This window comes from Pseudomonas ceruminis, assembly GCF_021602025.1.
Lineage (GTDB): Bacteria > Pseudomonadota > Gammaproteobacteria > Pseudomonadales > Pseudomonadaceae > Aquipseudomonas > Aquipseudomonas ceruminis.
The window spans coordinates 302,837-327,799 of the sequence record NZ_BQHW01000002.1; the positions used below are offsets into that span (position 1 = coordinate 302,837).

The following is a 24,963-nucleotide window of genomic DNA, read 5'->3' on the forward strand; positions in this document are numbered from 1 at the left end:
GCGCACTCGTCGAAGTTGAAGACGCCACGTCTCACCAGGCGCCAGCATTACTTGTAGCGCATCAACCGCAGGCGCCTGGCCAAGTTGCGTCTGCAATTCCAGCATCAAGGGCTTTCACGAGCCAATCGCTGTATCGTTGGCGGTATGGCGCTCAGCGAGATGCACCTGCCAGCGCCTCCTGGTGCCGCCACGCAGGGTTCTACGCTATTCGCACAACAACAGGATTGCCCCGCCATGCGCTGTGGCCGCCCTGAATCTGATTGAACGGCTATCGTGCAGCCGCGGCCTAAACCTGACCATCGCCCCCCACTTGCCCGCAAACGAAAGTTGCCCCCTTTCGGAGACCACAATGCTTCGTGCCTTTGAACAACGCCTCGACCCGTTCCCGCCCGACGAGGCACCACCGCCACCCGTTGGCCTGCTGCGTTTCCTGTGGGCCTGCACACGCGGTGCCCGTGGTTACATCCTGGCCCTTGCGCTGCTCAGTGCCGGTGTGTCGGTTTATGAAGCCTGGTTGTTCTCCTTCCTGGGGCAGGTGGTGGACCTGCTCTCCACCTGGCAGGCCGGCGGCGACGCCACGGGGCAGGAAAGCCGCGTGCTGTGGGGCATCGGTATCGTACTGCTCACCAGCATCGGGCTGGTCGCCCTGCGCACGATGGTCCAGCACCAGGTACTGGCGATCAATCTGCCGCTGCGGCTGCGCTGGGACTTTCATCGCCTGATGCTGCGGCAAAGCTTGTCGTTCTTCTCCGACGAGTTTTCCGGCAGGGTCACCACCAAGGTGATGCAAACGGCGCTTGCGGTACGCGAAGTGCTGTTCACTGTCATCGAAATTGCCCCCGGCATCGGGGTCTACTTCATCGCCATCATCGCGCTGGCCGGTGGCTTCGACCTCAAGCTGATGCTGCCCTTCATTGCCTGGGTCGCGTTGTTCGGGCTGGCCATGCTGTACTTTGTGCCGCGCCTGGGCCAGGTAGGGCAGGAACAGGCACACGCGCGCTCATCGATGACCGGGCGCATTTCCGACGCCTACACCAACATCACCACCGTGAAACTGTTCTCGCACTCCAAACGCGAAGCGCACTTTGCACGGGCGGCGATGGAGGACTTCAAACTCACCGGCTTGCGCCAGATGCGCCTGGTCAGCCAGTTCGAGATCGTCAACCAGGCGCTGGTGGTCGGTCTGATCCTTGGCGCCGGCGGCTACGCCCTGTGGCTGTGGCACCAGGGCGAAGTCGGCACCGGTGCCGTGGCGGCGATTACCGCCATGGCCTTGCGCATCAACGGCATGTCGCACTGGATCATGTGGCAGATGACGTCGCTGTTCGAGAACATCGGCACCGTCCAGGACGGCATGGCCACGCTCACCCGTGGCCCCAAGGTGCAGGACGTGCCGAACGCGGGCGTGCTGAAGACCGCCGGCGGCGCGGTGGCTTTCGACAACGTGAGCTTCAACTACAACGGTGAACGCCAGGTGCTCGATGGCCTGAGCCTGACCATCCGCGCCGGCGAAAAAGTAGGGCTGGTAGGCCGTTCCGGTGCCGGCAAGTCCACGCTGATCAACTTGCTGTTGCGGTTCTACGATGTCGACAGCGGTGAAATACGCATCGACGGCCAGAACATTGCCCACGTGACGCAAGACAGCCTGCGCAGCGCCATCGGCATGGTCACCCAGGACACCTCCCTGCTGCACCGTTCCATTCGCGACAACATCGCATACGGCCGCCCTGAGGCAACCGAGGCGCAAATCCACCGCGCTGCGGCCAACGCCCAGGCCGATGGTTTCATCAGCCAGCTCAGCGACCGGCAAGGCCACAGCGGCTATGACACCTTGGTCGGTGAACGCGGTATCAAGCTTTCCGGCGGCCAACGCCAGCGCATTGCCATCGCCCGGGTCATGCTCAAGAACGCACCAATCCTGTTGTTGGACGAGGCCACCAGCGCGCTGGATTCGGAAGTCGAGGTGGCCATCCAGGAAAGCCTCAATGAGATGATGCAGGGCAAGACCGTCATCGCCATTGCTCACCGGCTGTCCACCATCGCGGCGATGGACCGGCTGATCGTCATGGATGACGGACGCATCATCGAACAAGGTACCCACGCCGAACTGCTGGCGAAAAACGGCACCTATGCGCGGCTGTGGCAGCATCAAAGTGGTGGGTTCCTGGGTGAAGACCAGGGAGTGGTTGAGGCCATGGAGTAGAACCGGTGGCGCCTCCCTCCACGGGATAACGCCGGCACCGCCTCAACCCTGCCGGGCGATGGCACGGGCCGCTTGGGCCAGGCGCTGGGTGGCGCGGCGTATTTCGTCCGTATCCAGCGACGCGAAGCCCAGCCGCAAGGCGTTCTCAGGGTGCCCGTCCGGCGAAAACAGGCGCCCACCGCGCACCACCAAGTCCAGTTCCAGCGCTTTGGCCGCCAACTGGTCGACGTCGATCGAGTCGGCAAATTTCACCCACAACGCCAGCCCTCCTTCGGGCTCCTGCACGGATACAAGGGTGCCAAAAGCCTCGTGCAGGCAGTCCAGCAAGGTTTGCCGGCGCCGGCGGTACTCCGTGGAAACCCGACGCAAGTGCTTCTTCAACTCGCCATCGTTGATCAGGTCGGCCAGCATGCGCTGCATCACCGCATCGCCTTGCCCAAGCGTCAGGACCGCCGTCCGCTCGAGCACTTCGATCACGTTCGGCGGCGCCACGATGAAGCTGCACCGGAAGGTACTGCCCAAGGACTTGGACAGCGAGCCGATATAGATCACATGCCGTTGCGACCGGTCACTGGCCAAGGGCAGGTAGGGGCGCCCGGAAAAGTGATACTCGTGGTCGTAATCTTCCTCGATCACGCAGAAATCATGCACCCTCGCCAACTCCAGCAACTGCTGCCTGCGCCCGGCATGCAGGCTCACCGTGGTGGGGAACTGGTGATGGGGGGTGAGGTACATCATGCGAACGTTGTGCTGTCGGCACAACGGGGCAATCTGATCGACCCGGCAACCTTCCTCATCCAGGTCCACAGTCACCAACCGAGCGCCCAGTTGACGGAAAATCTCCCACGCCGGGGGGTAGCTCAAGCGTTCGACCAGCACCACATCACCGGGCTTGAGCAAGACGCTGGCCGTCAGGTACAGCGACATCTGCACGCCTTGGGTCAGGCAGATATGCTCTGCGCCCACATTGAGGCTGCGGTTATGGCGCAACATGTCTGCCAGTGCGCTGCGCAGGTACTGGCTGCTGCCGTCGCAGCCATGGCGCACGGTGTTGGTGGTGAAGCTGTTGCGCAGGGCATTGCGGTAGTAGCGATGCAGCACGGCCTGGGGCAGCAGGCGATGGTCGCAGGCACCGTTATCGAAAAACAGCGCGCCTGGCTGATGTTGCAGTTCAACAGCTTGCTCGCTCGCCGTGAAATACGCGACGGCAGGTGCCTGTGGCAACGCCAGGGCAAATGACGGCAGTGCACTGCGGGCTGCGACCGCGCCGGTGGCCAGCTGGGTGCTGACGAACGTGCCGCGGCGTTGCACGCTTTCCAGCCAGCCTTTGGTCACAGCCTCCTCGTAGGCGAGGATCACCGTCTTGCGATTGACATCGAGCAGCTGCGCCATTTCCCGCGTGCCGGGCAGCAGCGTCCCGGGGCGCAGACGGCCCTCGGTGATCGCGGTGACCAGGCCTTCGACGATCTTTCTGTACGAAGCCTGCGGCTGGGCTTCGTCGAGCTTGAGCAACGGCCGCCATTTGCGAAGCTGGACCATGTGAATTATCCAGAACTGGAGGTTCTTGTGGTCCTAGTCTACCGCAACAATCACACCTCCCGAGCCTGAATCCAGCTCCCTGAGGTGTGTATGCAAAAACGCCATGTCATTGAGTTATCACCCGCCGGCAAGGCCTTCGAGGCCGCGGATGAACTGCTGCTCGATGCGATGCTCGCCAGTGACCTGCCGGTGCCGTTCTCGTGCCGCCGCGGCGCCTGCGGCTCCTGCAAGGTCAAGGTCCTGTCGGGGCAGTATCGGGCAAAGCAGCGCACTGCAGACACCCCGGCGCCCTCCTACCCCCTCGCGGCCAACGAACTGCTGCTGTGCCAGAACCACGCCTGCAGCGACATGCGCCTGGAAATCCCAGGCTGGTCGCTGGACACGCCGACGCTGGGCATCACCGCCCCTGTGCTAAGCAAGCGCGCCCTGAGCGTCGATATCATCGAACTGGTGGTGCAGGCACCGCAGCCCCTCGTGGTGCGCCCTGGCCAGTACGTCAGGTTCCGCCTCGGCGACGGCGACAGCCGCTGTTTCTCCATCGCCAACCTGCCGGCCCAGGACCAGGGGCGGCTGGTGTTTCATATTCGCAAAGTCGTCGGCGGCCTGTTTTCCGAGGGCATCCTGCCGACGCTGCAAGTGGGCGACCCGGTCGACCTCGAAGGGCCGGTGGGTGCCTGCACCTGGCAGCACGAGGACCAACAGCCCGTTGTGCTGCTCGCCACCGGCACCGGCTATGCCGGCATCAAGCCGTTACTGTTGACGGCGCTGGCGCGCGATGCCGAGATCACCCTGTATTGGGGCGGCGCGACCCTTGGCGACTTCTACGACGCAGCGTTTCTCGACCAGACCAGCCATGCCACTCCACGGTTTCGCTGGCACCGGGTGCTGTCGGCGCACGCACGCGTGCAGCAGGTGGCACTGGCGCACGCCCACCCTTGGGCAGAGGCCCACGTCTACGCCTGCGGCAACAGCGCCATGATCAGCCAGGCCCGCGACCTGTGCCTGGCAGCCGGCGTGCAGCCCCACCGCTTTGTCGCCGAGGCGTTCGTTTCCAGCGGTACTCGGGAGCCCGTTGCTTCGCCCTGCCAAGCGCTGGACCCGCTGCTGGAAAAAGTCGGCCCGCGCTATTCGCTCGACGGCATGCTCGCAGCCCGCGAACAGTCCGTCCGGGCCCTGGCCGCCATCGCGAGCCAACTTAAGGTCGGCATGAGCACTGCCCAAGCCTTGCAGCTCGCCGACCAGACGTTGCAGGCGATGGGTGCATCGCACACCTGGCATCCGACCTACATTCGCTTCGGTGACGACACGGTGCGTACCCCCCGCCAAGGCATCGACCTGCAGCGCAGACTGCGCGCCACCGACATTGCCGTGGTCGACCTGGGGCCGGTGTGGGATGGCTACGAAGGCGATTATGGCGACACCTTCGTGTTCGGCGAGCACCCGCTGTATCACGCCTGCGTCAAGGCGCTGCACGAGGTGTTCGACGAGACGCGTCAAGCCTGGTACACGGGGCTGACGGGCCGTGAGCTGTATGACGTCGCCGAGCGCAGCGCCCTGGCCAAAGGCTGGTGCCTTGAGCGCAACCTGGCCGGGCATCGCATCGCCGACTTCCCCCATGCCCTGTTCGGGCAGGACAAGCTGGCCGAACTTGAAATCGTGCCGAGCGAGATGGTCTGGGTGCTGGAGATTCAGCTGTGTCATCCCACCGAGCCGGTCGGGGCGTTCTTCGAAGATATTCTGATCGGCCCCACTTCAACCCCGAGGGGCCCGGCACACCACCTTGCATCCAGCGGTCACGCCGCTTAGCCAAACACGTGCGACGGCCGGCGCAAAACCGGGTCGAACGGGTTGACCCGCTCACCAATGGCCGCCGCTTCACGCTTGAGCAGCGCCACCACGGTCGGCATCCGGTTGGGGCCTAGGCGATCGCTGATGGTTGCCACGCTCAGCGCGGCCACTGCGTGGCCGTTGCGGTCGAGGATCGGCACCGCCAGGCCTGCCATGCCGTCCAGCACGCCGGTATTGCGCCCGGCGTAGCCAAGGCTGCGCACGTTGTCGATTTCGGCGCGCAGCATCACTTCATCGTAGTGATGAAAATCCTTGAGCCGTGGCAGGTTGTAACGGATCACCTCGTCACGCTCTTCTTCCGGCAGGAACGCCAGGATGGCCAGGCTGCCCTGCCCCACCCCCAAAGCCACACGGCCCCCGATGTCTCCGGTGAAGGTGCGGATCGGATAAGGCCCCTCACTGCGGTCCAGGCACACAGCGTCGAAGCCCGAACGGGCCAGGAGGAACAGCGAGTCCCCCAGCGACGCCGACAGGCGCAGCAGGCTGGGGCGCACCACATCTCGTAAATTGCCGGCCTGCCCAGCCTTGGCGGCCAGGGCGAAGAAATCCAGGCTCAGGCGATAACGCTTACTGGTCGCACACTGGTCGACCATGCCCTCGTCAATCAGGCTGCGCAGCAGCCGGTGAGTGGTTGGTTGGGCCAGGCCGACCCGTTGCGCCAGCTGGCTGACTTTTTCGCCCTCGCCCCCACACTCACCCAGCGCCCGGAGCACGGCGAACAACCGGGACACTGCACTGACACCGACTTCCTTCACTGCGTCATTTCGATTATCGGAATCCATTTTTCGCAATACCCGCTCAAATTTCATTCAGTGGAATAATTTTAAAATATCAGTCACTCAGTGAAATTACCCTTTGTCGCCATCCTAAGCTTTGCCCTACTCTCCGGTCCATAGGGCGATATCACAACATCGGCCGCCGCCACAGAAGCGAGCGCCACCGTCCGATTAGCATTGCTTTTCGCCGCTGGCGCTCTGCCCACCCTGAAACTTCCGGTTCACCCCGGTTCCGTTTGCGATGGAGCACAGCCATGACCTTTCTGTTGATCGACAAGCTTTGCAAGCGCTATGGCGCGATGGAGGCAGTGGCCAGTTCGTCACTGGCCATCGAAAAAGGCGAGTTCGTCTCTCTGCTCGGCCCCTCCGGCTGTGGCAAGACCACCACCCTGCAAATGATTGCCGGCTTCGTCGAGGTCACCAGCGGGCGCATCGTGCTCGACGGCCGCGACATCACCCATGCCAAGCCGGCCAGCCGCGGGTTGGGTGTGGTGTTCCAGAGCTACGCGCTGTTCCCCCACATGACCGTGCGCGACAACGTTGCCTTTGGCCTGCGCATGCGCAAGGTCGCCAATGCCGAGATCGCCCGGCGCGTCAACCAGACACTGGCGCTGGTGCGTCTGGACAAGCACGCCGAGCGTTACCCCCGTGAGCTGTCCGGCGGCCAACGCCAGCGCGTCGCCCTGGCCCGCGCCCTGGTGATCGAGCCGCCCGTGTTGCTGCTCGACGAACCGCTGTCCAACCTCGATGCGCACCTGCGTGAAGAAATGCAGTTCGAGATCTGCCGTATCCAGAACGAAGTCGGCATCACCACGCTGATGGTCACCCACGATCAGGCCGAGGCCTTGTCGATCAGCGACCGCGTGGTGGTGATGGAGGCAGGACGCATCACCCAGGTCGATAACCCGTACAACCTCTACGAACACCCCGGCACGCCGTTCATTTCCGATTTCGTCGGCAAGGCCAACCGCCTGCGCGGCGTGCCAGGCCCTGGTGGGCAACCCCAGGTGGCCGCTCAAGGCCCGCTGAGCTTGAGCCTGCGCCCCGAGAAGATCACCTTCGGCGCGGCTGGCAGCGGCAAGCTCGACGGCCGCATCAGCTGCCGTTACTTCCTCGGCAGCCAGTGGCTGTATCGGGTCGATACCGCCTTGGGCAACCTGGCCGTGGTGCGGGCAAACGACGGCAGCTCACCGCTGGCAGAAGGCACACAGGTCAGCCTTGACTGGAGCGATGCGCTGGTACGCGTGCTGGATGCTGGCGAGGTAGCAGCATGAGTGATGCAAAACTGCGCAGCAGCGCCTGGGGCTACGGCCTGAGCAGCCCTGCCCTGCTACTGTTCCTGGCCTTGCTGGTGATGCCGCTTGGGCTGACCTTGCTGCTGTCGTTCAACGTGTTCGACTACACCACCGGCATCCAGGCCGGCGAGTACACCCTCAGCCATTACCTGAGCCTGGTGACCGACACCTATTACTACGAGATCTTCTTGCGCACCTTCTGGATCAGCGCCCTGGTCACCCTGCTGTGCGTACTGATCGGCATCCCCGAGGCCATGGTGCTGTGCCGCATGGCCGCGCCCTGGCGGTCGATCTTCCTGATCGTGGTACTCACCCCGCTGCTGATTTCTGTGGTGGTCCGCGCATTCGGCTGGAGCCTGCTGCTGGGGGCCGACGGGCTGATCAACCAGGCCATCACGGCCTTGGGCGGGCAACCCGTCAAGCTGCTGTACACACCGTTTGCGGTCGTCATCGGCTTGGTCCACGTGATGCTGCCGTTCATGATCATTCCGGTCTGGACCTCCCTGCAAAAGCTCGACCCGGCGGCCGAACAGGCAGCCTTGTCGCTTGGCGCCAGCCAGTGGACGGTGTTCCGCCGCATCGTGCTGCCACAGATCATGCCCGGCGTGTTGTCCGGCACCCTGATCGTGTTCGGCCTGGCGGCCAGTTCCTTCGCCATTCCCGGCCTGCTGGGCGGGCGTCGCCTGAAGATGGTCGCCACCATGATCTACGACCAATACCTGGCCGAACTGAACTGGCCGATGGGCGCTGCCATCGCCATTGCCCTGCTGTTGATCAACCTGCTGGTGATGCTCAGCTGGAACCGGCTGGTCGAACGCCGCTACAAACGCACACTTGGAGTCTGAGCCCATGACCCGCAACGGCCCTTTGGCCCTGTCCTTTCATGCTTTGGTGGTCCTGTTCATGCTCGCCCCGCTGGTGGTGGTGTGCCTGGTGGCCTTCACCCCGGAAAACACCCTGAGCCTGCCGACCAGCGGCTTCTCGCTGCGCTGGTTCACGGCAGTGTTCGAGCGTGCCGACTTCATCAAAGCGTTCTACAACAGCCTGCAGCTCGCGGCCCTGGCGGCCACGCTGGCGACCCTGATCGCCGTGCCGGCGGGCCTGGCCATGACCCGCTACAGCTTCCCGGGTCAGGGCTTTCTCAATGGCCTGCTGCTGTCACCGATCATCATTCCCCACCTGGTGCTGGGCGTGGCCATGCTGCGGCTGTTTGCCCTGCTGGGGGTCAACGGCAGCTTCGCCTGGCTGGTATTCGCCCACACGGTGGTCATCACCCCCTATGTCCTGCGCCTGGTGCTCGCCGCCGCCATTGGCATCGATCGCAGCGCCGAGCATGCCGCCCAGAGCCTGGGCGCCGGGCGCGTCACACTGTTCTGCAAGGTCACCCTGCCAATGATTCTGCCGGGAGTGGCAGGCGGCTGGCTGCTGGCGTTCATCAACAGCTTTGACGAAGTGACCCTGTCGATCTTCATCACCTCGCCAGCCACCCAGACCCTACCGGTGCGCATGTACGTCTACGCCACCGAATCCATCGACCCGATGATGGCAGCCGTTTCGGCACTGGTGATCGCCATCACCGCCCTGACCATGATCGCGCTGGACCGCGTGTATGGCCTGGACCGGGTACTGGTGGGCAAGCAATGACACGGAGTTCCTGCATGCCTTTGTTCAAACGCGTGGCCGAACACGACCGCGAGCCGTTGCCGTTCATGCTCGACGGCCAACCCGCCCAGGGCATGAACGGCGATACCTTGCTGACCGCCATCCTGACCAATGCCGACCACTTGCGGGGCAGCGACTTCAACGCCGAACCGCGCGCGGGTTTTTGCCTGATGGGCGCCTGCCAGGACTGCTGGGTACGCCTGGAGGATGGCCGCCGGGTGCGGGCCTGCTCGACCTTTCTCGAGCCGGGCCAGTGCGTGACCCGTGATCCGGGGCGCCAAGCATGAGTGAAATCGTCATCATCGGCGCCGGCCCTGCCGGCATCCGCGCCGCACAGACCTTGGTCGCCCATGGCGTACGCCCGGTACTGCTCGACGAAGCCAGCCGCGGCGGTGGCCAGATCTACCGCCAGCAACCGGCTCACTTTCGCCGCAGCGCCAAGACCCTTTATGGCTTCGAGGCCGCCAAGGCCCAGGCGCTGCACACGGCCCTTGAACAGTTGCACGGGAAGCTCGACTACCGCCCCGAGACCCTCGTGTGGAACGCCGAGCACCCCGTGCTCGACACCCTGCACCAGGGCCAGGTGGCCGACCGCCTGGCGTTTGACCGGGTAATCATCGCCACCGGTGCCACCGACCGCGTGTTGCCGATTCCCGGCTGGACGCTGCCGGGGGTCTATACCCTAGGCGCTGCGCAGATCGCCCTGAAGTTCCAGGGCTGCGCCATCGGCGAACGGGTGGTGCTGGCCGGCAGTGGTCCGCTGCTCTACTTGGTGGCTTACCAGTACGCCAAGGCCGGTGCCACCGTTGCCGCAGTGCTCGACACCTCGCCGTTCAGTGCCCAGGCCCGCGCCTTGCCAAACCTGCTGCTGCAACCGGCAACCTTCGCCAAGGGCCTGTACTACCGTGCCTGGCTGGCCCTCAAGGGCATACCGGTGCATCAAGGTGTGACCCTGCTGGGCATTGAGGGCACGCAGCGGGCCAGCGCCGTGCGCTGGTCCCAGGGTGGCCGCGCGCAGCAACTGGCGTGCGACGCCGTGGCGTTCGCCCACGCCCTGCGCAGTGAAACGCAACTGGCCGACCTGCTCGGTTGCCAATTCGCCTGGAACGCCCTCAACCGTGCGTGGCTACCGGTCCGTGACGCCCAGGGGCGGGCCAGCAGCGACGGCGTGTACCTGGCCGGTGACGGCGCCGGCATTCTCGGTGCCGATGGCGCCGAGATGGCCGGGGAGCTTGCCGCGCTGACGCTGCTGGCCGACCTGGGCAAGCCCATCGACCTGCGGCGTCAGCGCCACCTGCAACGTCGCCTGGCCACCCTGCAGCACTTTCGCCGGGGTCTGGAGCAAGCGTTTCCCTTCCCCCAGCAGTGGGCCAGGCAGACTCCGGACTCCCTCACCGTGTGCCGCTGCGAGCAAATCACCGCCGGCGAAATCCGTGACACGGTGCGCGCCGGTCACTGGGAAATCAATCGGGTCAAGGCCATGTGCCGGGTCGGCATGGGCCGTTGCCAGGGCCGCGTGTGCGGCGCCGCCGCGGCCGAACTGATTGCCTGCGAAAGTGGCCGCCCGCTGGATCAGGTCGGCCGTTTGCGTGGCCAGGCCCCGGTCAAGCCCCTGCCCTTTGGCCTGGAGATCAAGCCATGAAGCCCATTGAAGTGGACGCCATTGTCGTCGGCGGTGGCATCGTTGGCAGCAGCGCCGCATTGACCCTGGCCCGGGGCGGGCAGCAGGTGGCGCTGATCGAGCGCGACTTCTGCGGCTCGCATTCCAGCGGCGTGAATTATGGTGGGGTTCGCCGCCAGGGCCGATCGCTGGCCCAACTGCCGCTGTCGGCGCGTGCACACACCCTCTGGGGGCAATTGCGCGAGTGGATTGGCATCGACGGCGAGTATGTGCGCAGCGGCCACCTGAAGCTTGCGCGCAGCGAAGCCGACTTTGCGGCACTGAAGGCCTACGCCCAGCGCACCCAGGGTTTTGACCTGAAGTTGCAACTGCTTGAGCGCCCTGAGCTGCGCCAGCGCTTCCCGTGGGTGGGCGATATTGCCGTGGGCGCTTCGTACTGCCCCGAAGACGGCCACGCCAACCCGCGCCTGGTGTCACCCGCCTTTGCCCAGGCGGCCCGGGCCAGCGGCGCTCAGGTGCATGAGCAATGCAACGTGGTCGAGGTCAGCCACGACGGCCAACGCTTCAGCGTTCATTGCAGCAACGGCCTGAGCTTCAAGGCACCCTGGCTGCTCAACTGCGCCGGCGCCTGGTCGGCGCAACTGGCCGAGCGCTTTGGCGAGCCGGTGCCTCTTACCGCGGCCCACCCGGCCATGCTGGTGACCGAGCCATTGCCGCTGTTCATGACCGCCAGTACCGGGGTCGAAGGCGGCGGCATCTATGCCCGCCAGGTTGCGCGCGGCAATTGTGTGCTGGGCGGTGGCCGCGGTTTTGCCCTGACCCCCACTACAGCGCGCCCGGGCCAGGCCGCGGTGCTCGAAATTCTGCGCAATGCCACCGAGCTGTACCCGGCCTTGGCCGGCGCCCAGGCCATCCGCACCTGGAGCGGCACCGAAGGCTACCTGCCCGACGACGAACCGGTGCTCGGCCCCAGCCTAAGCCAACCCGGCCTGCTGCATGGCTTCGGCTTCGCCGGTGCCGGCTTCCAGATTGGCCCCGCCGCAGGCGAAGCGCTGGCCCAATGCATTCTGTCAGGCGCGCCCAGCATCTGCCTGGCGGCTTTTTCCATCAAGCGTTTCCAGTGTTCCCACCCCCATAAGGAAAACCTGTCATGACCCACAAGCAACGTTTGCTCGCCTTGTTCTGCACCCTGCCCGGCCTGTTCGCCAGCTTGCCTGCTGCGGCCGAGCCCACGCTGTACCTGGGCATGAATGGCGGCACCATGGAGCGGCTGTTCACCGACAACATCCTGCCCAAGTTCGAGAAGCCCAACGGGGTAAAAGTGGTGATCGTTCCGGGGACCTCCGCCGACATTCTCGCCAAGGTGCAAGCCACGCCGAAAAAGCCATCGATTCATGTGATGGTGCTCGATGATGGCATCATGTACCGCGCCATCGGCATGGGCCTGTGCAGCACTCTCAAGCCCAATCCAATGCTCGCCCAGTTGCCGGAAAAAGCCCTGATCAAGGACAAAGCCGCTGCGGTCAGCCTGGGCGTCACCGGGCTTGCGTACAACAGCCGGATGTTCAAGGAAAAAGGCTGGGCGGCCCCGACCTCCTGGGGCGACCTCAGCGACCCGCGCTTCAAGGACAAGGTGGTGTTCCAGTCGATGTCGTCCTCGACCTTCGGCCTGCATGGTTTTCTAATGTTCAACCGCCTGCATGGCGGCACCGAAGCCAACGTCAACCCAGGCTTCAGCGCCTGGCCGAAAAGCGTTGGCCCCAACGTGCTGGAGTACATTCCCAATTCGGCCAAGCTGTCGGAAATGGTGCAGACCGACGAAGCCGCGCTGTTCCCGCTCACGCCGACCCAGGTAACGGCGCTGAAACTCAAAGGCATTCCAGTGGAGTACGCTGCGCCCAAGGAAGGCGCTGTCGTGCTCAACCAGGCCGAGTGCGTGGTTGCCAACAACGACCAGCCGGAACTGGCACAGAAGCTCGCCGAGTTTCTGCTCAGCCCTGAAGCCCAGTCACCTGCCCTGGAGCTGGGCGACCAGATCCCATCCAACCCCAACACACCGACCAGCGACAAAACCCGCGGCCAGGTCGAAGCCATGCAGACTTACCTGCAGACGGCCGTGACCATTGACTGGGATCAGGTCAATGCCGTGCGTCCGGAATGGAACGCACGCTGGAACCGCCAGATCGAGCGCTAGGCCAAGCCAGGCAATCCCGCTGCCGGAACGCGTGTTCCGGCAGTTGCTGGCGCGTTATCGCAAACCTGCAACAACCCCTCAAGGCAAAGGCCAACCTACGTACCCACTCTGCCCTGCACCGGCGCGGACAGGGTGCGTGCACGCCAAGAAAAAGGCCTGGCCAACGATTTACATCACTCTGCCGCGCAATTAAAACAACCAAACGGAGTATGAAATGAGCACGCGTAAACTGGGTGTGAGCGCACTGTTACTGGCGTCATCCGCAAGCCCACTGCTGCACGCCAGCGAGCAGTCCGAAGCGACAGGTTTCCTCGAAGGCAGCACGTTGTCGGTCAAGGCCCGCAACATGTACATGCAGCGTGACAACCGCGCCAGCGGCGCGAAGCAGAATTACGGCGAGGAATGGGCGCAGGGGTTCATCGGTACCCTGCAGTCGGGGTTCACCCAAGGCACCGTCGGCATCGGCATCGACGTGATCGGCCAATACGCATTCAGGCTCGACACCGGCAATGGCCGCACGGGCGGCGGCACCGGCCTGCTTGAACAGAACAGTCATGGCGCCAAGCAGGACATGGCCAAGGCCGGTGCAGCGCTGAAGGTTCGGGCGTCCAACAGTGTGCTCAAGTACGGCACACAGGTGATGTCGCTACCGGTACTGGCCACCTCCGACAGCCGCCTGCTGGCGGAAACCGTCGACGGGTTTTCGCTCACCAGCAAAGCGTTCGGGCGCCTGCAACTCGACGCGGGCCACTTTACCGGGCTGACCAACCGCAACCAGTCTTCCCGTGACAGCGGGCGCATGACAACCGTGGACTACCTGGGCGGCGTGTACAGCTTCAGCGACCGGCTCTCCAGCAGCCTGTACTACGCCAAGACCGCAGAACACTTTCGCAAGTACTACGTGAACACGCGCTACCTGCTACCGCTGAGCCCTGGCCAGTCACTGAAGCTCGACTTCAATGCCTACGACACCCAGAGCATCGGCCAGGCCCGCAGTGGCGACCTGGACAACCGCATCTGGAGCCTGGGCGGAACCTGGAGCGTAGGTACCCATGCCGTCACCCTGGCCTACCAGAAGGTATCCGGGCGCGGCGACTATGTGTATGGCCCCGATGGCAATGCGGTCTACAACTTTGCCAACTCGGTGCAGTATTCGGACTTCGACTATGAGAACGAAAAGTCCTGGCAAGCTCGCTATGACCTGAACATGGCAGGTTACGGCGTGCCGGGCCTGAGCTTCATGACCCGCTATGTAAAAGGTACCGACTTCAAAAATGGTACCGGCGGCGATCTGAATGGCAAGGCGTGGGAACGCGACGTCGAAGCGCGCTATGTCGTGCAGGCCGGCGTGGCCAAGGACCTGTCGTTCAGAATTCGCCAGGCCAGCTACCGAAGCTCGGCGCGGGGCGGCCAGATTGACGAGGTGCGGGTAATTACTGAATACCCGATCAACCTGTTCTGAGCGCCGTTCGTCAAAGGTGCAGTGCCCAGGTGGCCATGGGGCCGACCAGGGCACTGCACCCCGCCGCATTCACACTTCTTCGATCGGAAGGGTGAAGCCCGCTTTGACGCGATCCATTACCACCATCGTCTTGAAACTTTTAATATCACAGTTTTCATAGAAGAAGCGGCGTGTGAAGTTCTCATAATCCTCCATGTTCCTGGACGTCACCACCAGGACGAAATCCGCATCACCGGTAATATAAAAACCGCTCATCACTTCGGGCGTATTACGAATCGACTGCTTGAACCGATCGATGATATCCGCACGCTCTCGCTCCAGCGTCACCGAGACCAGCATGGTCACGTGCCTGCCCACCTCCTTGGGCGCCACGATCGACACATCTCCTTCGATCACGCCTTCAGCGCGAAGCCGCTTGAGCCGCCGCTGACAGGCTGTCGGGGAGAGCCCTGCCAGCTCACCGATTTCCTCCGACGTCAGTCGGTTGTTGACCTGCACGGCGTTCAAAATCCGCACATCTATCCGATCGAGTTCAGCCACGCAGGACTCCTTCACTATTGCTTTATTTATGCAGTAAAACTGCAAGACCTACAGGGCGCCGTGCGGTTTCTTAATAAAGAGAGAATATATAAAACTCCCCACCATCGAGTGTCAATTCATTAGAGAGCCACCCTCAATCGGAGTGAGCGAACTTGTTTGCGCGATATCATAGTTTCACCCCCACTGGTACAACCGGTTTGCTGGGCGGACGCTTTTCAAGCAGCATCACCACGCCAGCGCCGATGAGCATTATTACGCCGATGCAGAGGAAAGCCGGTTCGAATGAACCGCTGCGGTCCTTCACCCAGCCGATCAAGTACGGCAGCAAAAAGCCTGCCGAGGCACCCAGGGCTGCGATCAGGCCGATGCCTGCCGCGGCCGCCTTGCCCGACAACAGACGACTGGGAAGCTGCCAGAACGGTGCCATCGACGAAAAGCAGGCCGCGCATCCGACCGCGAACGCCACCATGATCTGTACGGGTGACGGCAGCGACATCGCCACGCCGATAGCCACCGCGCACACCACCAGCGGCAGCGCGATATGCCAGGCGGCCACACCCGTCCTGCCGGTGAACCGCGCCCATAGCAGCATGCTCACCGTGGCGAAGCCGAAGGGCACGGCGGTAATCTTGCCTATCTCGAACACCGTGTACTGGGTCTGGAAGGCGTGCTCGAAGGACTTGATCACCAGCGGAAGGAAATACAGCAGGATGACGATGGCGGTGTTGATGGCGAAGTAGACGAACCCCAGTGCCCACACCCGCCAGCTCTGCAACGCAGCGCGAATACTGCCGTGCGCAATACTCTGGTCCCGCCCCTGCGCTTCGACCTGCAGCACCTTCTCGACCGCCGCCACGTCCTGGGCGCTCATCCATTGGGCTGTGGCAGGTGAATCGGGCAGAAAGCGGAACACGATGAACGCCAGGGCGATCGCAGGCAAGCCCTCCAGAAACAGCATCGAGCGCCAGCCTTCGAGCCCGAAAACCGAGGTGTGAGTCATCAATGCAGTGGAGATCGGCGCCCCAATCACCGCCGCCAGCGGCATGGCCGTGATGAACAGAGACATGACCCAGACCCGGTTACGGCTGGGCAACCACAGCGTCAGGTACAGCACCATGCCAGGAAACAGGCCAGACTCGGCCACGCCGAGAAAAAACCGGGTGACGTACAGCCAGTCCTTGTCAGGCACCAGCGAGGTGAGGGAAGACATGGCACCCCAAGCCAGCAGGATGATCGAGATCCACAGCCTGGCGCCGATTCTGTGCAGGATAATGTTGGCGGGGGTTTCAAAGAGAATGTAGCCCAGGTAGAAGATGCTGGTGGCAAAGCCGAACTGGGCAACGGTCAGGCCCAGGTCGGCGTTCATGGTCAGTGCGGCATAGCCGATGTTGGCCCTATCCAGGGAGCTTACGAAGTACATCAATACCATCAGCGGCACCAGCCGCCAGAAGATTTTCCTCAGTACGACGCCCTGCAGTACAGGTTCGAATGGCTTGTTCATGTTCGGTATTCTCCAGCTCGATGTATGACACGTCGCGGCAGCTCGGAGGAAATGGGCGGGCATCGCGACAGGGTCATCGGCGCACCCGCCCGCAGCTGCAACACCTGTTGTTTTTGTTGTGCGTGTTCAGCGTTCGCGCTCAGTAGCCCCGGCCCAGATCGACCGGGTGTTCGAGCGCCTGCCCGGCCTCGAGCCGGGCCACGTCCTGCAGGATCTGCCCGACCACCACATCGGGTTCGGAATCTGCGGCGACATGGGGGGTGAGCAGGACATTGGGCATCGACCACAGCGGGTCATCCGCCGGCAACGGTTCTACCCCGAACACATCGAGCACCGCGCCGGACAAGGTGCCGTCCCCCAGGGCAGCCAGCAGGTCACTGTGCACCACCGCTTCCCCGCGCCCGGCGTTGATGAACGCAGGCGCACCGGGCTTGCCGCAACGACTCAGGCTTTCGAACACCTGCCGGTCGATGACGCCGTGGGTTTCCCGGGTATTGGGCAGCAGGTTGACCAGTATGTCGGTCTGCTGGAGCAACTCGATAAGCCCTGCCCTGGCGTTGAACACGTTGAAGCCGACATCCGTGGAGGTTCGCGCCCAGCCCGCCACCTGAAAGCCCAGCTGCTGCAAGTGCAGCCCGCACGCCTTGCCCAGCACACCGGCACCCAGGATGCCAACACGCACGTCGCTGGCAGCCGCCTGCACGACCGGTGTCCAGCGGGCCGCTGCCTGCTCGCGGCGATAGTGGGCAATCTGGCGATGCAGGTAGAGCACGGCGAAGGTGACGTACTCGACCATGCGCATGGTCAGGTCGGGGTCGCGGATGCGTCCGATCGGAATGGCTGCCTGGCCCGCCAGGCAAGCAAGGTGATCCACACCCGCGCCCATCGAGAACACCGCCCTGGGCCGGTTGGGTTGCTGAAAAACCTGCGTGTCGGCCTTCCAGGCGCAAATGACATAGTTGTCCGAAGCCACAACCTCGCCATCCTGGGGCCAGAGGTGGACCTTGCGCCCTGCGCTGCGGGCTTCGAAGGCGCGACGCCAGGGTTCGGCGGCCCAGGGGCCGGGTGCAACGACGATATCAATCCTGTTCAAATCACTGTGCTCCCGCTTATAGGCCGCGTGCCGAATCGAAGCCATCCAGGACGGCCCTGAGGTTTTCGCCGAGGATCTCGCTCAGGTAACCGCCCTCCTGCACCAATGCCGTTGGCCAGCAGGTGCCGCCTAGCCGCTTGCCAGCTTCACGGAAACCCTGGGTGGTAACGGCCAAGGCACCGTTGGGGTCTTCTTCGGACGCATCCAGGCCGAGGGCGACGACCAGAGCTTCCACCCCCAGCCGTTGGCAGAATTCCAGCGCATGTTCGATGGCGGCCAGGTAAACCTCATCACCGGAGCCATGGGGCAAAGGCAGGTTGAGGTTGTAACCCAGGCCGCGGTGCTGCCCGGTTTCATCGCCGTAGCCGGCGTAGTACGGCATGAAATTCGACGGGTCGGCATGGATGGAGACCGTCACCACGTCGTCGCGGTCGTAGAACACGTGCTGGGTGCCGTTACCGTGGTGTACATCGATATCGATGACCCCCACCCGGCACTTGAGCGTGTCACCCAGGTAGGCCGCGGCGACCGCGGTATTGTTGACGAAGCAGAAGCCCCCGGCACTTTCCACCGAAGCGTGGTGCCCCGGCGGCCGGCACAGGCCATAAGCATGGCCATGGCTGGCGGCATGCCGGGCGGCGCTCAACGCCACATCGGCGCTGGCCATCACCGCCTGGTAGGTCTGGGCGTGGATGGGCGTCGACAGATCGGCCATGTGGAAGCCGACCTGGCCGATGATGTGCGTCGGGTAGTGCTGCATTTCCGGGCGTTTGAAATGCGACGGCAGGATGTGCTCCAGCCCAGGCTCGATCTCCGCTCGCCGGTCCCAGGCTGCCTTGAGAAAGTTCAGGTAGCGGCCCGAATGAACCCGCAGGATCGGCTCGACGCCGAAGGCTGAGGCCAGATCGATGTCATGACCGGCATGGCGGGCAGCGGCCAGCAACAGGTCATAACGCGCCGGTTGCTCCAGGTGGGCAATGGCCTTGCCACGCCGAAAGTAGGTAGCCGGAGCATGTAACAGGCTATCGGGGGAGTGAAACGCTTTCATTTTAGTTCTCCAGTGTCTTGGCTCATCAACCGCGTGTACTCACACCCACCGTGCCGGACATTCGCTGGGCGCGCCGGCTGCAACGCATCTGGTGGAACACCCCGAGCAGCGCCAGGCACACCCCTGCGCCACCGGTGGAAATCACCAGCACCTGATAGTCCGGCATAAACGACATCGCCCCCAGGCAAACCACGATGAACACGATCACGGCCCAGGTCAGCCAGGGGTACAGCCACATCTTCAACGGGATATCGCGCCCACTGGCTTCCAGCTTGCGGCGCATCTTGAGCTGTGAGCAGGCAATGACCAGGTACACCAGCAGTGCAATGGTGCCGGTCATGTTCATCAAGGTATCCAGCACGTCCCGAGGCCGCAGGGTGTCGCTGAAGTTGATCAGCGCCATGACCACTGCCACCACGCAGGAACCGATGATCGCGTACACCGGTACGCCGCTGTCGGCCTTGGTCAGCTTGAAGCACGCCGGGGCATCACCGCGGCTGGCCAGTGAGAACAACATGCGCGACGCGGTGTAGTGGGCGGAAATCAGGCAACTGCTGACCGAGGTGAGCACGACGAAATTCATCAGCCACTCGGCCCCCGGCACGCCCAGCAGCTCCAGGGTACGGCGGTACGAGCCGTAACCGGACTGGCCCAGCATCGGGTCGTTCCAGGGCACCAGGCAGACGATCAGGAAGATCGAGCCGACGTAGAACAGGCCCACCCGCCACACCACCGATTTAGTGGTCTTGATGATCTGCTGGGAGGGGTTCTTCGATTCGGAGGCGGCAATGGTCGCGATTTCTGCGCCAAGGAAGGCGAACATCACCCCGAGCATGGCGCCCACCACCGGCTCGATGCCATTGGGTACGAAACCGTGGGCCGTGAGGTTGCTGATGCCACTGACCTCCCCTACCTGCCAGATGTTCAGCACAGCCAGACAACTCACGGTGAGGAAGCAGACGATGGCGATGACCTTGATCAGGGCGAACCAGAACTCGAACTCACCGTAGTTCTTCACATTGAAAAAGTTGATGCTGATCAGCAGCAACGTGGTCCCGAGCACAAACGCATTGACGCTGACGGCGGGGAACCAGCCGTTGAGGATCTTGCCCGCTACATAGGCTTCCCAGGCCATCAGTGCGACCCAGTATCCCCAATACAGCCATCCGATGGTAAACCCTGCCCAGCGGCCAATGGCGCGATCGGCATAGGTGGAAAAGGAGCCGGTGTCCGGTGACGCGGTGGCCATCTCGCCAAGCATCCGCATGATCAGCATCATGAGGATGCCGCCGGTGAGAAATGCCAGCACCGCTGCGGGGCCTGCACTGTGAATCACGCTTCCGGAGCCGACGAACAACGAGCCGCCGATCACCCCGGCGATCGACATCATGGTCAGATGCCGGGATTTCAACCCGGCTTTGAGATGGCTTTCAGGCTGCGATTTCTCGGCAACTACACGCGCGTCCATCTTCAGTACCTTTGTTTTTATAGTGGTTGGGATTTTACTGAGGCTCAGGCCAAGGGCCGGTCGCCAGACGGCGACCGGCCCTTGGCCAACCCTGTCAGCGAGGTGCCAGGGCGACCGAGACGAATTTGGTATCCAGGTACTCCTGAATGCCCCACACGCCCCCTTCGCGGCCCAGGCCGCTCATCTTCACGCCACCGAACGGCGCCTGGGGGGTGGACGGTGCGCCGTCGTTGATGCCGACAATGCCGTAATCAAGGCGCTCGGAAACGCGGTGAGCAGTGTCCAGGTCACGGGTCCACAGGTAAGCGGCCAGGCCGAACGGCGTATCGTTGGCTGCAGCCACTACCTCATCGAGGGTGTCGAACGTCAGGACAGGCGCCACTGGACCGAACGTTTCCTCTTCCAGAATCCGCATGCCCGGCGCCACGTCGCACAGCAGGGTGGGCTGGTAGTACAGGCCGCCGAGCGGCTGTCCTCCCACGACCACTTTCGCTCCGCGGCCCACGGCGTCCTCGACATGCTCGCGCACCTTCTGCAGGCCCTGGGCGTCCACCAGCGGCCCGATCTGCGTATCGGCGGCCGCAGGGTCACCGACTCGCAGCGCCGCGATACGGGTGGCCAAGGCATCGAGCAGCTGCGCGCTGACCGATGTGTGCACGTAGATCCGGTTGGTGCACACGCAGGTCTGCCCAGCGTTGCGGAACTTGCAGGCCATGATTTCGTCGGCCGCCCGGGCAATATCGGCGTCGGCAAAAACGATGAACGGCGCGTGGCCGCCCAGCTCCAGCGATACCCGTTTCATGGTTTCAGCCGACTGGCGATACAGCAGCACGCCGACCTCGGTACTGCCAGTGAAGGTCAGCTTGCGAATCCGCCGATCCTGGAAGAACACCCCAGAAATCGCAGACGGGTTGCTGGAGGTAATCACCTGGAAGGTGCCCGCAGGGCCGCCGACTTCGCGCCAGTATTGCTCCAGCAACAACGCCGTCAGCGGCGATTGCTCGGCCGGTTTGACGATTACCGTGCAACCGGCCGCCAGTGCCGGGGCGACTTTGCGGGTGATCATCGCCGCTGGGAAGTTCCACGGCGTGACGGCGTATACCGGCCCAACAGGCTGACGGGTGGCGTACAGACGCTTGTTTTCGAACTGACTGGCGAAGGTCTCGCCATACAGACGCTTGGCTTCCTCGGCATACCATTCGGCAAAACCGGCGGCATACATCACCTCCCCTACGGCCTCCTTGACGGGTTTACCCATCTCGGTGGAAATCGCCTGAGCGATTTCCTCGGCGCCCGCGACCATGCGCTCGAACCACTTGCGCAGCAATTGGCTACGGTGGAACGCCGTGGTCTGCTTCCAGGCGTCGAACGCCTCGACCGAGGCATCGGCCAGTTGCCTGGCATCGGCTGCGGTGCAGTCGGGCACGGTGGCGCAGGGCTGCTGGCTGGCGGGGTTGATGACTTCATAGGTCTTGCGGTCGGCGGTGCCGGCTGGCAGTGATGCCAACTGCCAGGCTTTGACGTGTTCTGCAGGGGTATTCACGGATCTTGCTCCATCAACAGGCTTCAAAGGAACAGCGCGTAACACAGGTCAGGCCTTGGCGGCCGCCAGGGCGCGCTCGAACATGCCCAGCGCCTCTGCCACGTCGTGCTCGGAGATCACCAGCGGGCAAATGAAGCGCACGACGTTGCGGTACACACCGCACTTGATCACCAGCAGGCCTTCTTCACGGGCTGCATCGATGACACGCTGAGCCAGGGCGGCATCCGGCGCCTTGCTGGCCCTGTCGGTCACGAACTCAACCGCCGCCATGGCGCCGATGGCGCGCACATGGCCAATGCTGTTGAAACGTCCTTCCAGTGCCTTGAAGCCCTTGAGCAGTTGTTCACCAATTGCCTGGCTGCGCTCGGTGAGGTTTTCCGACTCGAAGATCTTGATCACCTCCAGCGCTGCGGCGCAGCCCAGCGGGTTACCGCCGTAGGTGCCGCCCAGGCCGCCGGGCAACGGCGCATCCATGATCGCCGCACGCCCTACCACACCGGAGATCGGCAACCCGCCGGCCAGGCTCTTGGCAACGGTCACCAGATCGGGCTGAATGCCCGCGTGCTGGAAGCCGAACAGCTTGCCGGTGCGGCCGAAACCGGTCTGGATTTCATCGCAGATCAGCACGATGCCAAGCTCTTCGGTCTTCTTGCGCAGCGCGCGCATGAAGTCCACCGGCGCCGCGATGAAGCCGCCGTCGCCCTGCACAGGTTCGATGATGATCGCCGCCACGCGGTCGGCAGCGACCTGGGTGTCGAACACTTCCTGCAAGGCCGCCAGGGCCTTTTCAGTGGTAACGCCGCGGTATTCGTTGGGGTACGGCGCGTGGTAGACATCCGGCGCCAGTGGGCCGAAGTTCTGACGATAGGGCTGGCTCATGCCGGTCAGGCTCATGCCCATCAGGGTGCGACCATGGAAGCCACCGCGAAAGGCAATCACAGCCGGGCGGTTGGTGTGGGCGCGCGCGATCTTGATCGCGTTCTCCACTGCTTCGGCCCCCGTGGTCAGGAACACCGACTTGTAGTGCTCTTGGCCGCCAACCAGGTGGTTGAGCTTGGCGGCCAGGTCGATGTACTGGTCATAGGCCGCCACCTGGAAGCAGATGTGCGAGAAGGTATCCAATTGCTTGCGCACCGCCTCGACCACCCGCGGATGGTTGTGGCCGACGTTCAGCACACCGATCCCGCCCACGAAATCCAAGTACTTCTTGCCTTGATCGTCCCAGAGATAAGCGCCGGCAGCGCGGCTCACTGTGATCGGATGGGCGACCGCGATGCCGTTGGAGACATGCTGCGTGCGGGCTGAGACGGGCAGTTTTTGTTGAGAGGACATGGCATTCACCTTTTTGTGTCAGTGGGCGAATGCTAGCCAGCGCCTCCCTGTGCAGATACGCACCCGGCACAGGATGAAATTGCAGGTGTTTCCCACGAAAAGTAGGAACCGCACACCACCGGACCGCACACAGAAAAGCCCGCGTGGCATCATTGCCAGGCGGGCTCAGGGGCAGCGGCCATGCTGCGGCGCTCACACGGTCAGAACGCCTCCGAGACCAACCGGTACAACTGTGCCGCCACTTGTAGCTTGAAGCGGTCCTGTGGGTTATCCAGGGAGATCCCGAGCAAGTGCTCGATACGCTCGACGCGGTAGCGCAAGGTGCTGATGTGAATGTCCAGTGCCTTGGCGGTATTGAGCAGTTGAAAGCCTTCACCCGCCAGGCACAGGGCGGTTTCGGTCAACGCGTTACCCCGTTTGGGATGCTCAAGCGGCTCGATCATGCGCTCCAATAGCAAGCGGCGGGCATCTGCATCACCCATCAATGCCCTGGGGAACAGCACCTCGTCGAAGTCATGCAACTTGCCAGGGCGCAGCAGGCCAAGCAGCGCCGAGACATCTTCGGCGCCTTGGGCCATACCGGTCACGCCCCGATGGACCCGGCTCACGGCAAGCGCACCCCCTTCGGTACGGATCACCTTCCAGACGGCCTCCGGCGCTACTTCGGCCGGCAACAGGAAGCTGATCTGGTTGAGCGATACCGAGATCAGCGGTGCGACATCCAGCCCCTGCATGGTCACCGCCAGGCGGTCCGTCATTTTCGAGCGGCGATTGAAGCCCTCGATGGACAAGGGAATGGGTCCGTTGAGCAGCACCAGGCAGACCCGGTACGCCCGGTTTTCACTCCAACCCGATGCCTGGGCGCGCTCGATGGCGCTGGGCGTCGCCGAAAACTTGCCCTCCAGCAGGCCGGCCACAAAGGCGTAGCCCAGACGTGTCTCCTGGTCAGAAAGTTGGCGCTGATAGCTCAGGTGCAGCGCCGCGATCACCAGCGCATGCTCCAGCGCACGCGCGTCGAGTTCCTCGAAGGGGTCGCTGTCGCTGTCCAGCCAGATCACCGCAGCCACTTCACCGCGCAATCTGATCGCCCCTCCCAGGCGGGCGCAGCCCCAGCCATGCCCGGCGTCCAGGGTAACAGCCGTGTTGGCGCCGAAGAACGCCGCCAGGCTCTGCTGGGCAATGATGCGGCGGATCAGCGCCCGCTCCTGGTCCTCACTGGCGGCGGCCAGCGAGCTGCCCAGCACGGTGCCGTCACTGGACACCACCGTGGCAGGCTTGTCCAGGGCTGCATGCAGCGCCTTGGCCAGCCCCTGGAGGTTGTTCACTTCCAGCGCGGCTTCGGTGAGCGTGCGATGGATGAGGTCCGAACGGCGGATGATTTCAGCCTGGATGTTGATGATCCGCGCCAGCACGTCGTGCATGATCTCGCTGAACTGGATCTCCCAGGGCAGCTCGAGCAACGGCAAATTGCAGCGGTTGGCTTCATCGATGGCCGCCTGGGTGAAGTGCTCACGAAAATGCGGCACCGCCAACACCACCCCTGCCAGCCCGATGTCGCTCAGCCGCCGTACCATCTCACGGCACTCGTCATCCGCAACCGGCCAGTTGTAGCCGGTGGTCAGCAGCAGCTCACCGGGTTTGAGCCAGTTGGTGATCTCGGGGTGGTCGACGATATGCACCCAGGTGATTTCGCGCGCCATGGCGTCTGCTCCGGCCACCACGGTGGCTTCGCGCAGCACCGTGTGTTGGATCGCGGCGTCGAGTTTCATTGTCGAGTTTCCTTGCTGTGTTGGCGAACCACCGGCAGCGAACGGCCAGGCCACGCGCGACATTAGCAG

At 63.5% G+C, this 24,963-nt stretch carries 20 protein-coding genes; 10 read left to right on the plus strand and 10 right to left on the minus strand.

The window, feature by feature from the left end; all coding sequences use genetic code 11:
- Positions 1-349: 349 nt before the first annotated feature.
- The gene (locus L6D80_RS03740) at positions 350-2,203 is read left to right on the plus strand and encodes an ABC transporter ATP-binding protein (RefSeq protein ID WP_176514215.1); all 1,854 of its coding nucleotides are present in this window, start codon (positions 350-352) and stop codon (positions 2,201-2,203) included.
- Positions 2,204-2,245: 42 nt separating this feature from the next.
- Here L6D80_RS03740 and pdxR read toward each other — a convergent pair whose 3' ends face one another.
- On the minus strand, positions 2,246-3,742 hold the full coding sequence (gene pdxR / locus L6D80_RS03745) for a MocR-like pyridoxine biosynthesis transcription factor PdxR (RefSeq protein WP_176514217.1): 1,497 nt from the start codon (positions 3,740-3,742) through the stop codon (positions 2,246-2,248).
- A 90-nt stretch (positions 3,743-3,832) separates the two neighbouring features.
- On the opposite strand from pdxR, the gene L6D80_RS03750 reads away from it, so the two are divergent.
- Complete coding sequence (locus tag L6D80_RS03750; protein ID WP_176514219.1) at positions 3,833-5,548, plus strand: NAD(P)H dependent flavin oxidoreductase family protein; 1,716 nt, start codon at positions 3,833-3,835, stop codon at positions 5,546-5,548.
- On the opposite strand, the gene L6D80_RS03755 is transcribed toward L6D80_RS03750, so the two are convergent.
- A complete protein-coding gene (locus tag L6D80_RS03755) occupies positions 5,545-6,372 on the minus strand; it encodes an IclR family transcriptional regulator (protein ID WP_054899707.1) in 828 nt (275 codons plus the stop codon). The genes L6D80_RS03750 and L6D80_RS03755 overlap by 4 nt on opposite strands.
- A gap of 248 nt (positions 6,373-6,620) precedes the next feature.
- Between L6D80_RS03755 and L6D80_RS03760 the strand changes: the two genes are divergently transcribed.
- The 8 genes from L6D80_RS03760 to L6D80_RS03795 all read left to right on the plus strand — a co-directional run bounded on the left by L6D80_RS03760 (position 6,621) and on the right by L6D80_RS03795 (position 14,600).
- On the plus strand, positions 6,621-7,640 hold the full coding sequence (locus tag L6D80_RS03760; protein WP_176514221.1) for an ABC transporter ATP-binding protein: 1,020 nt from the start codon (positions 6,621-6,623) through the stop codon (positions 7,638-7,640).
- Complete coding sequence (locus L6D80_RS03765; RefSeq protein ID WP_054899709.1) at positions 7,637-8,506, plus strand: ABC transporter permease; 870 nt, start codon at positions 7,637-7,639, stop codon at positions 8,504-8,506. The genes L6D80_RS03760 and L6D80_RS03765 overlap by 4 nt, the downstream gene beginning before the upstream one ends.
- Before the next feature lie 4 nt (positions 8,507-8,510).
- Positions 8,511-9,305: an ABC transporter permease gene (locus L6D80_RS03770; protein WP_054899710.1), complete on the plus strand. Its 795-nt coding sequence runs from the start codon at positions 8,511-8,513 to the stop codon at positions 9,303-9,305.
- Between the two features lie 14 nt (positions 9,306-9,319).
- Positions 9,320-9,610: a (2Fe-2S)-binding protein gene (locus L6D80_RS03775; RefSeq protein ID WP_054899711.1), complete on the plus strand. Its 291-nt coding sequence runs from the start codon at positions 9,320-9,322 to the stop codon at positions 9,608-9,610.
- A complete protein-coding gene (locus tag L6D80_RS03780; protein WP_176514223.1) occupies positions 9,607-10,965 on the plus strand; it encodes an FAD/NAD(P)-dependent oxidoreductase in 1,359 nt (452 codons plus the stop codon). The genes L6D80_RS03775 and L6D80_RS03780 overlap by 4 nt, the downstream gene beginning before the upstream one ends.
- Positions 10,962-12,098, plus strand: coding sequence for an NAD(P)/FAD-dependent oxidoreductase (locus L6D80_RS03785; RefSeq protein ID WP_176514225.1), 1,137 nt, complete (start codon positions 10,962-10,964; stop codon positions 12,096-12,098). The genes L6D80_RS03780 and L6D80_RS03785 overlap by 4 nt, the downstream gene beginning before the upstream one ends.
- Entirely contained in the window at positions 12,095-13,138 is a 1,044-nt protein-coding gene (locus L6D80_RS03790) for an ABC transporter substrate-binding protein (RefSeq protein ID WP_054899714.1), read from the plus strand. Before L6D80_RS03785 ends, L6D80_RS03790 begins: the two co-directional genes overlap by 4 nt.
- A gap of 214 nt (positions 13,139-13,352) precedes the next feature.
- A complete protein-coding gene (locus tag L6D80_RS03795; RefSeq protein WP_176514227.1) occupies positions 13,353-14,600 on the plus strand; it encodes an OprD family porin in 1,248 nt (415 codons plus the stop codon).
- 69 nt (positions 14,601-14,669) lie between these two features.
- Here the strand turns inward: L6D80_RS03795 and L6D80_RS03800 are convergent, their stop codons facing one another.
- From L6D80_RS03800 to L6D80_RS03835, 8 genes are all read right to left on the minus strand, one after another.
- Positions 14,670-15,140, minus strand: coding sequence for an Lrp/AsnC family transcriptional regulator (locus tag L6D80_RS03800; RefSeq protein WP_054899716.1), 471 nt, complete (start codon positions 15,138-15,140; stop codon positions 14,670-14,672).
- A gap of 166 nt (positions 15,141-15,306) precedes the next feature.
- The gene (locus L6D80_RS03805; protein ID WP_176514229.1) at positions 15,307-16,641 is read right to left on the minus strand and encodes an MFS transporter; all 1,335 of its coding nucleotides are present in this window, start codon (positions 16,639-16,641) and stop codon (positions 15,307-15,309) included.
- A gap of 139 nt (positions 16,642-16,780) precedes the next feature.
- Positions 16,781-17,734 carry a 2-hydroxyacid dehydrogenase gene (locus L6D80_RS03810; RefSeq protein ID WP_176514231.1) on the minus strand — a complete coding sequence of 318 codons (954 nt, stop codon included), beginning with the start codon at positions 17,732-17,734 and terminating at the stop codon, positions 16,781-16,783.
- 16 nt (positions 17,735-17,750) lie between these two features.
- Positions 17,751-18,782 (minus strand): histone deacetylase family protein, encoded by a 1,032-nt coding sequence (locus L6D80_RS03815; protein WP_054899719.1) that lies wholly within the window; start codon positions 18,780-18,782, stop codon positions 17,751-17,753.
- Between the two features lie 25 nt (positions 18,783-18,807).
- On the minus strand, positions 18,808-20,250 hold the full coding sequence (locus tag L6D80_RS03820) for an amino acid permease (RefSeq protein ID WP_176514233.1): 1,443 nt from the start codon (positions 20,248-20,250) through the stop codon (positions 18,808-18,810).
- Between the two features lie 94 nt (positions 20,251-20,344).
- Positions 20,345-21,793 carry an NAD-dependent succinate-semialdehyde dehydrogenase gene (locus tag L6D80_RS03825; protein WP_156358053.1) on the minus strand — a complete coding sequence of 483 codons (1,449 nt, stop codon included), beginning with the start codon at positions 21,791-21,793 and terminating at the stop codon, positions 20,345-20,347.
- A gap of 48 nt (positions 21,794-21,841) precedes the next feature.
- Positions 21,842-23,125 (minus strand): 4-aminobutyrate--2-oxoglutarate transaminase, encoded by a 1,284-nt coding sequence (gabT, locus tag L6D80_RS03830; RefSeq protein WP_054899721.1) that lies wholly within the window; start codon positions 23,123-23,125, stop codon positions 21,842-21,844.
- A gap of 200 nt (positions 23,126-23,325) precedes the next feature.
- Positions 23,326-24,894 carry a PucR family transcriptional regulator gene (locus L6D80_RS03835; protein ID WP_176514235.1) on the minus strand — a complete coding sequence of 523 codons (1,569 nt, stop codon included), beginning with the start codon at positions 24,892-24,894 and terminating at the stop codon, positions 23,326-23,328.
- Positions 24,895-24,963: the final 69 nt, after the last annotated feature.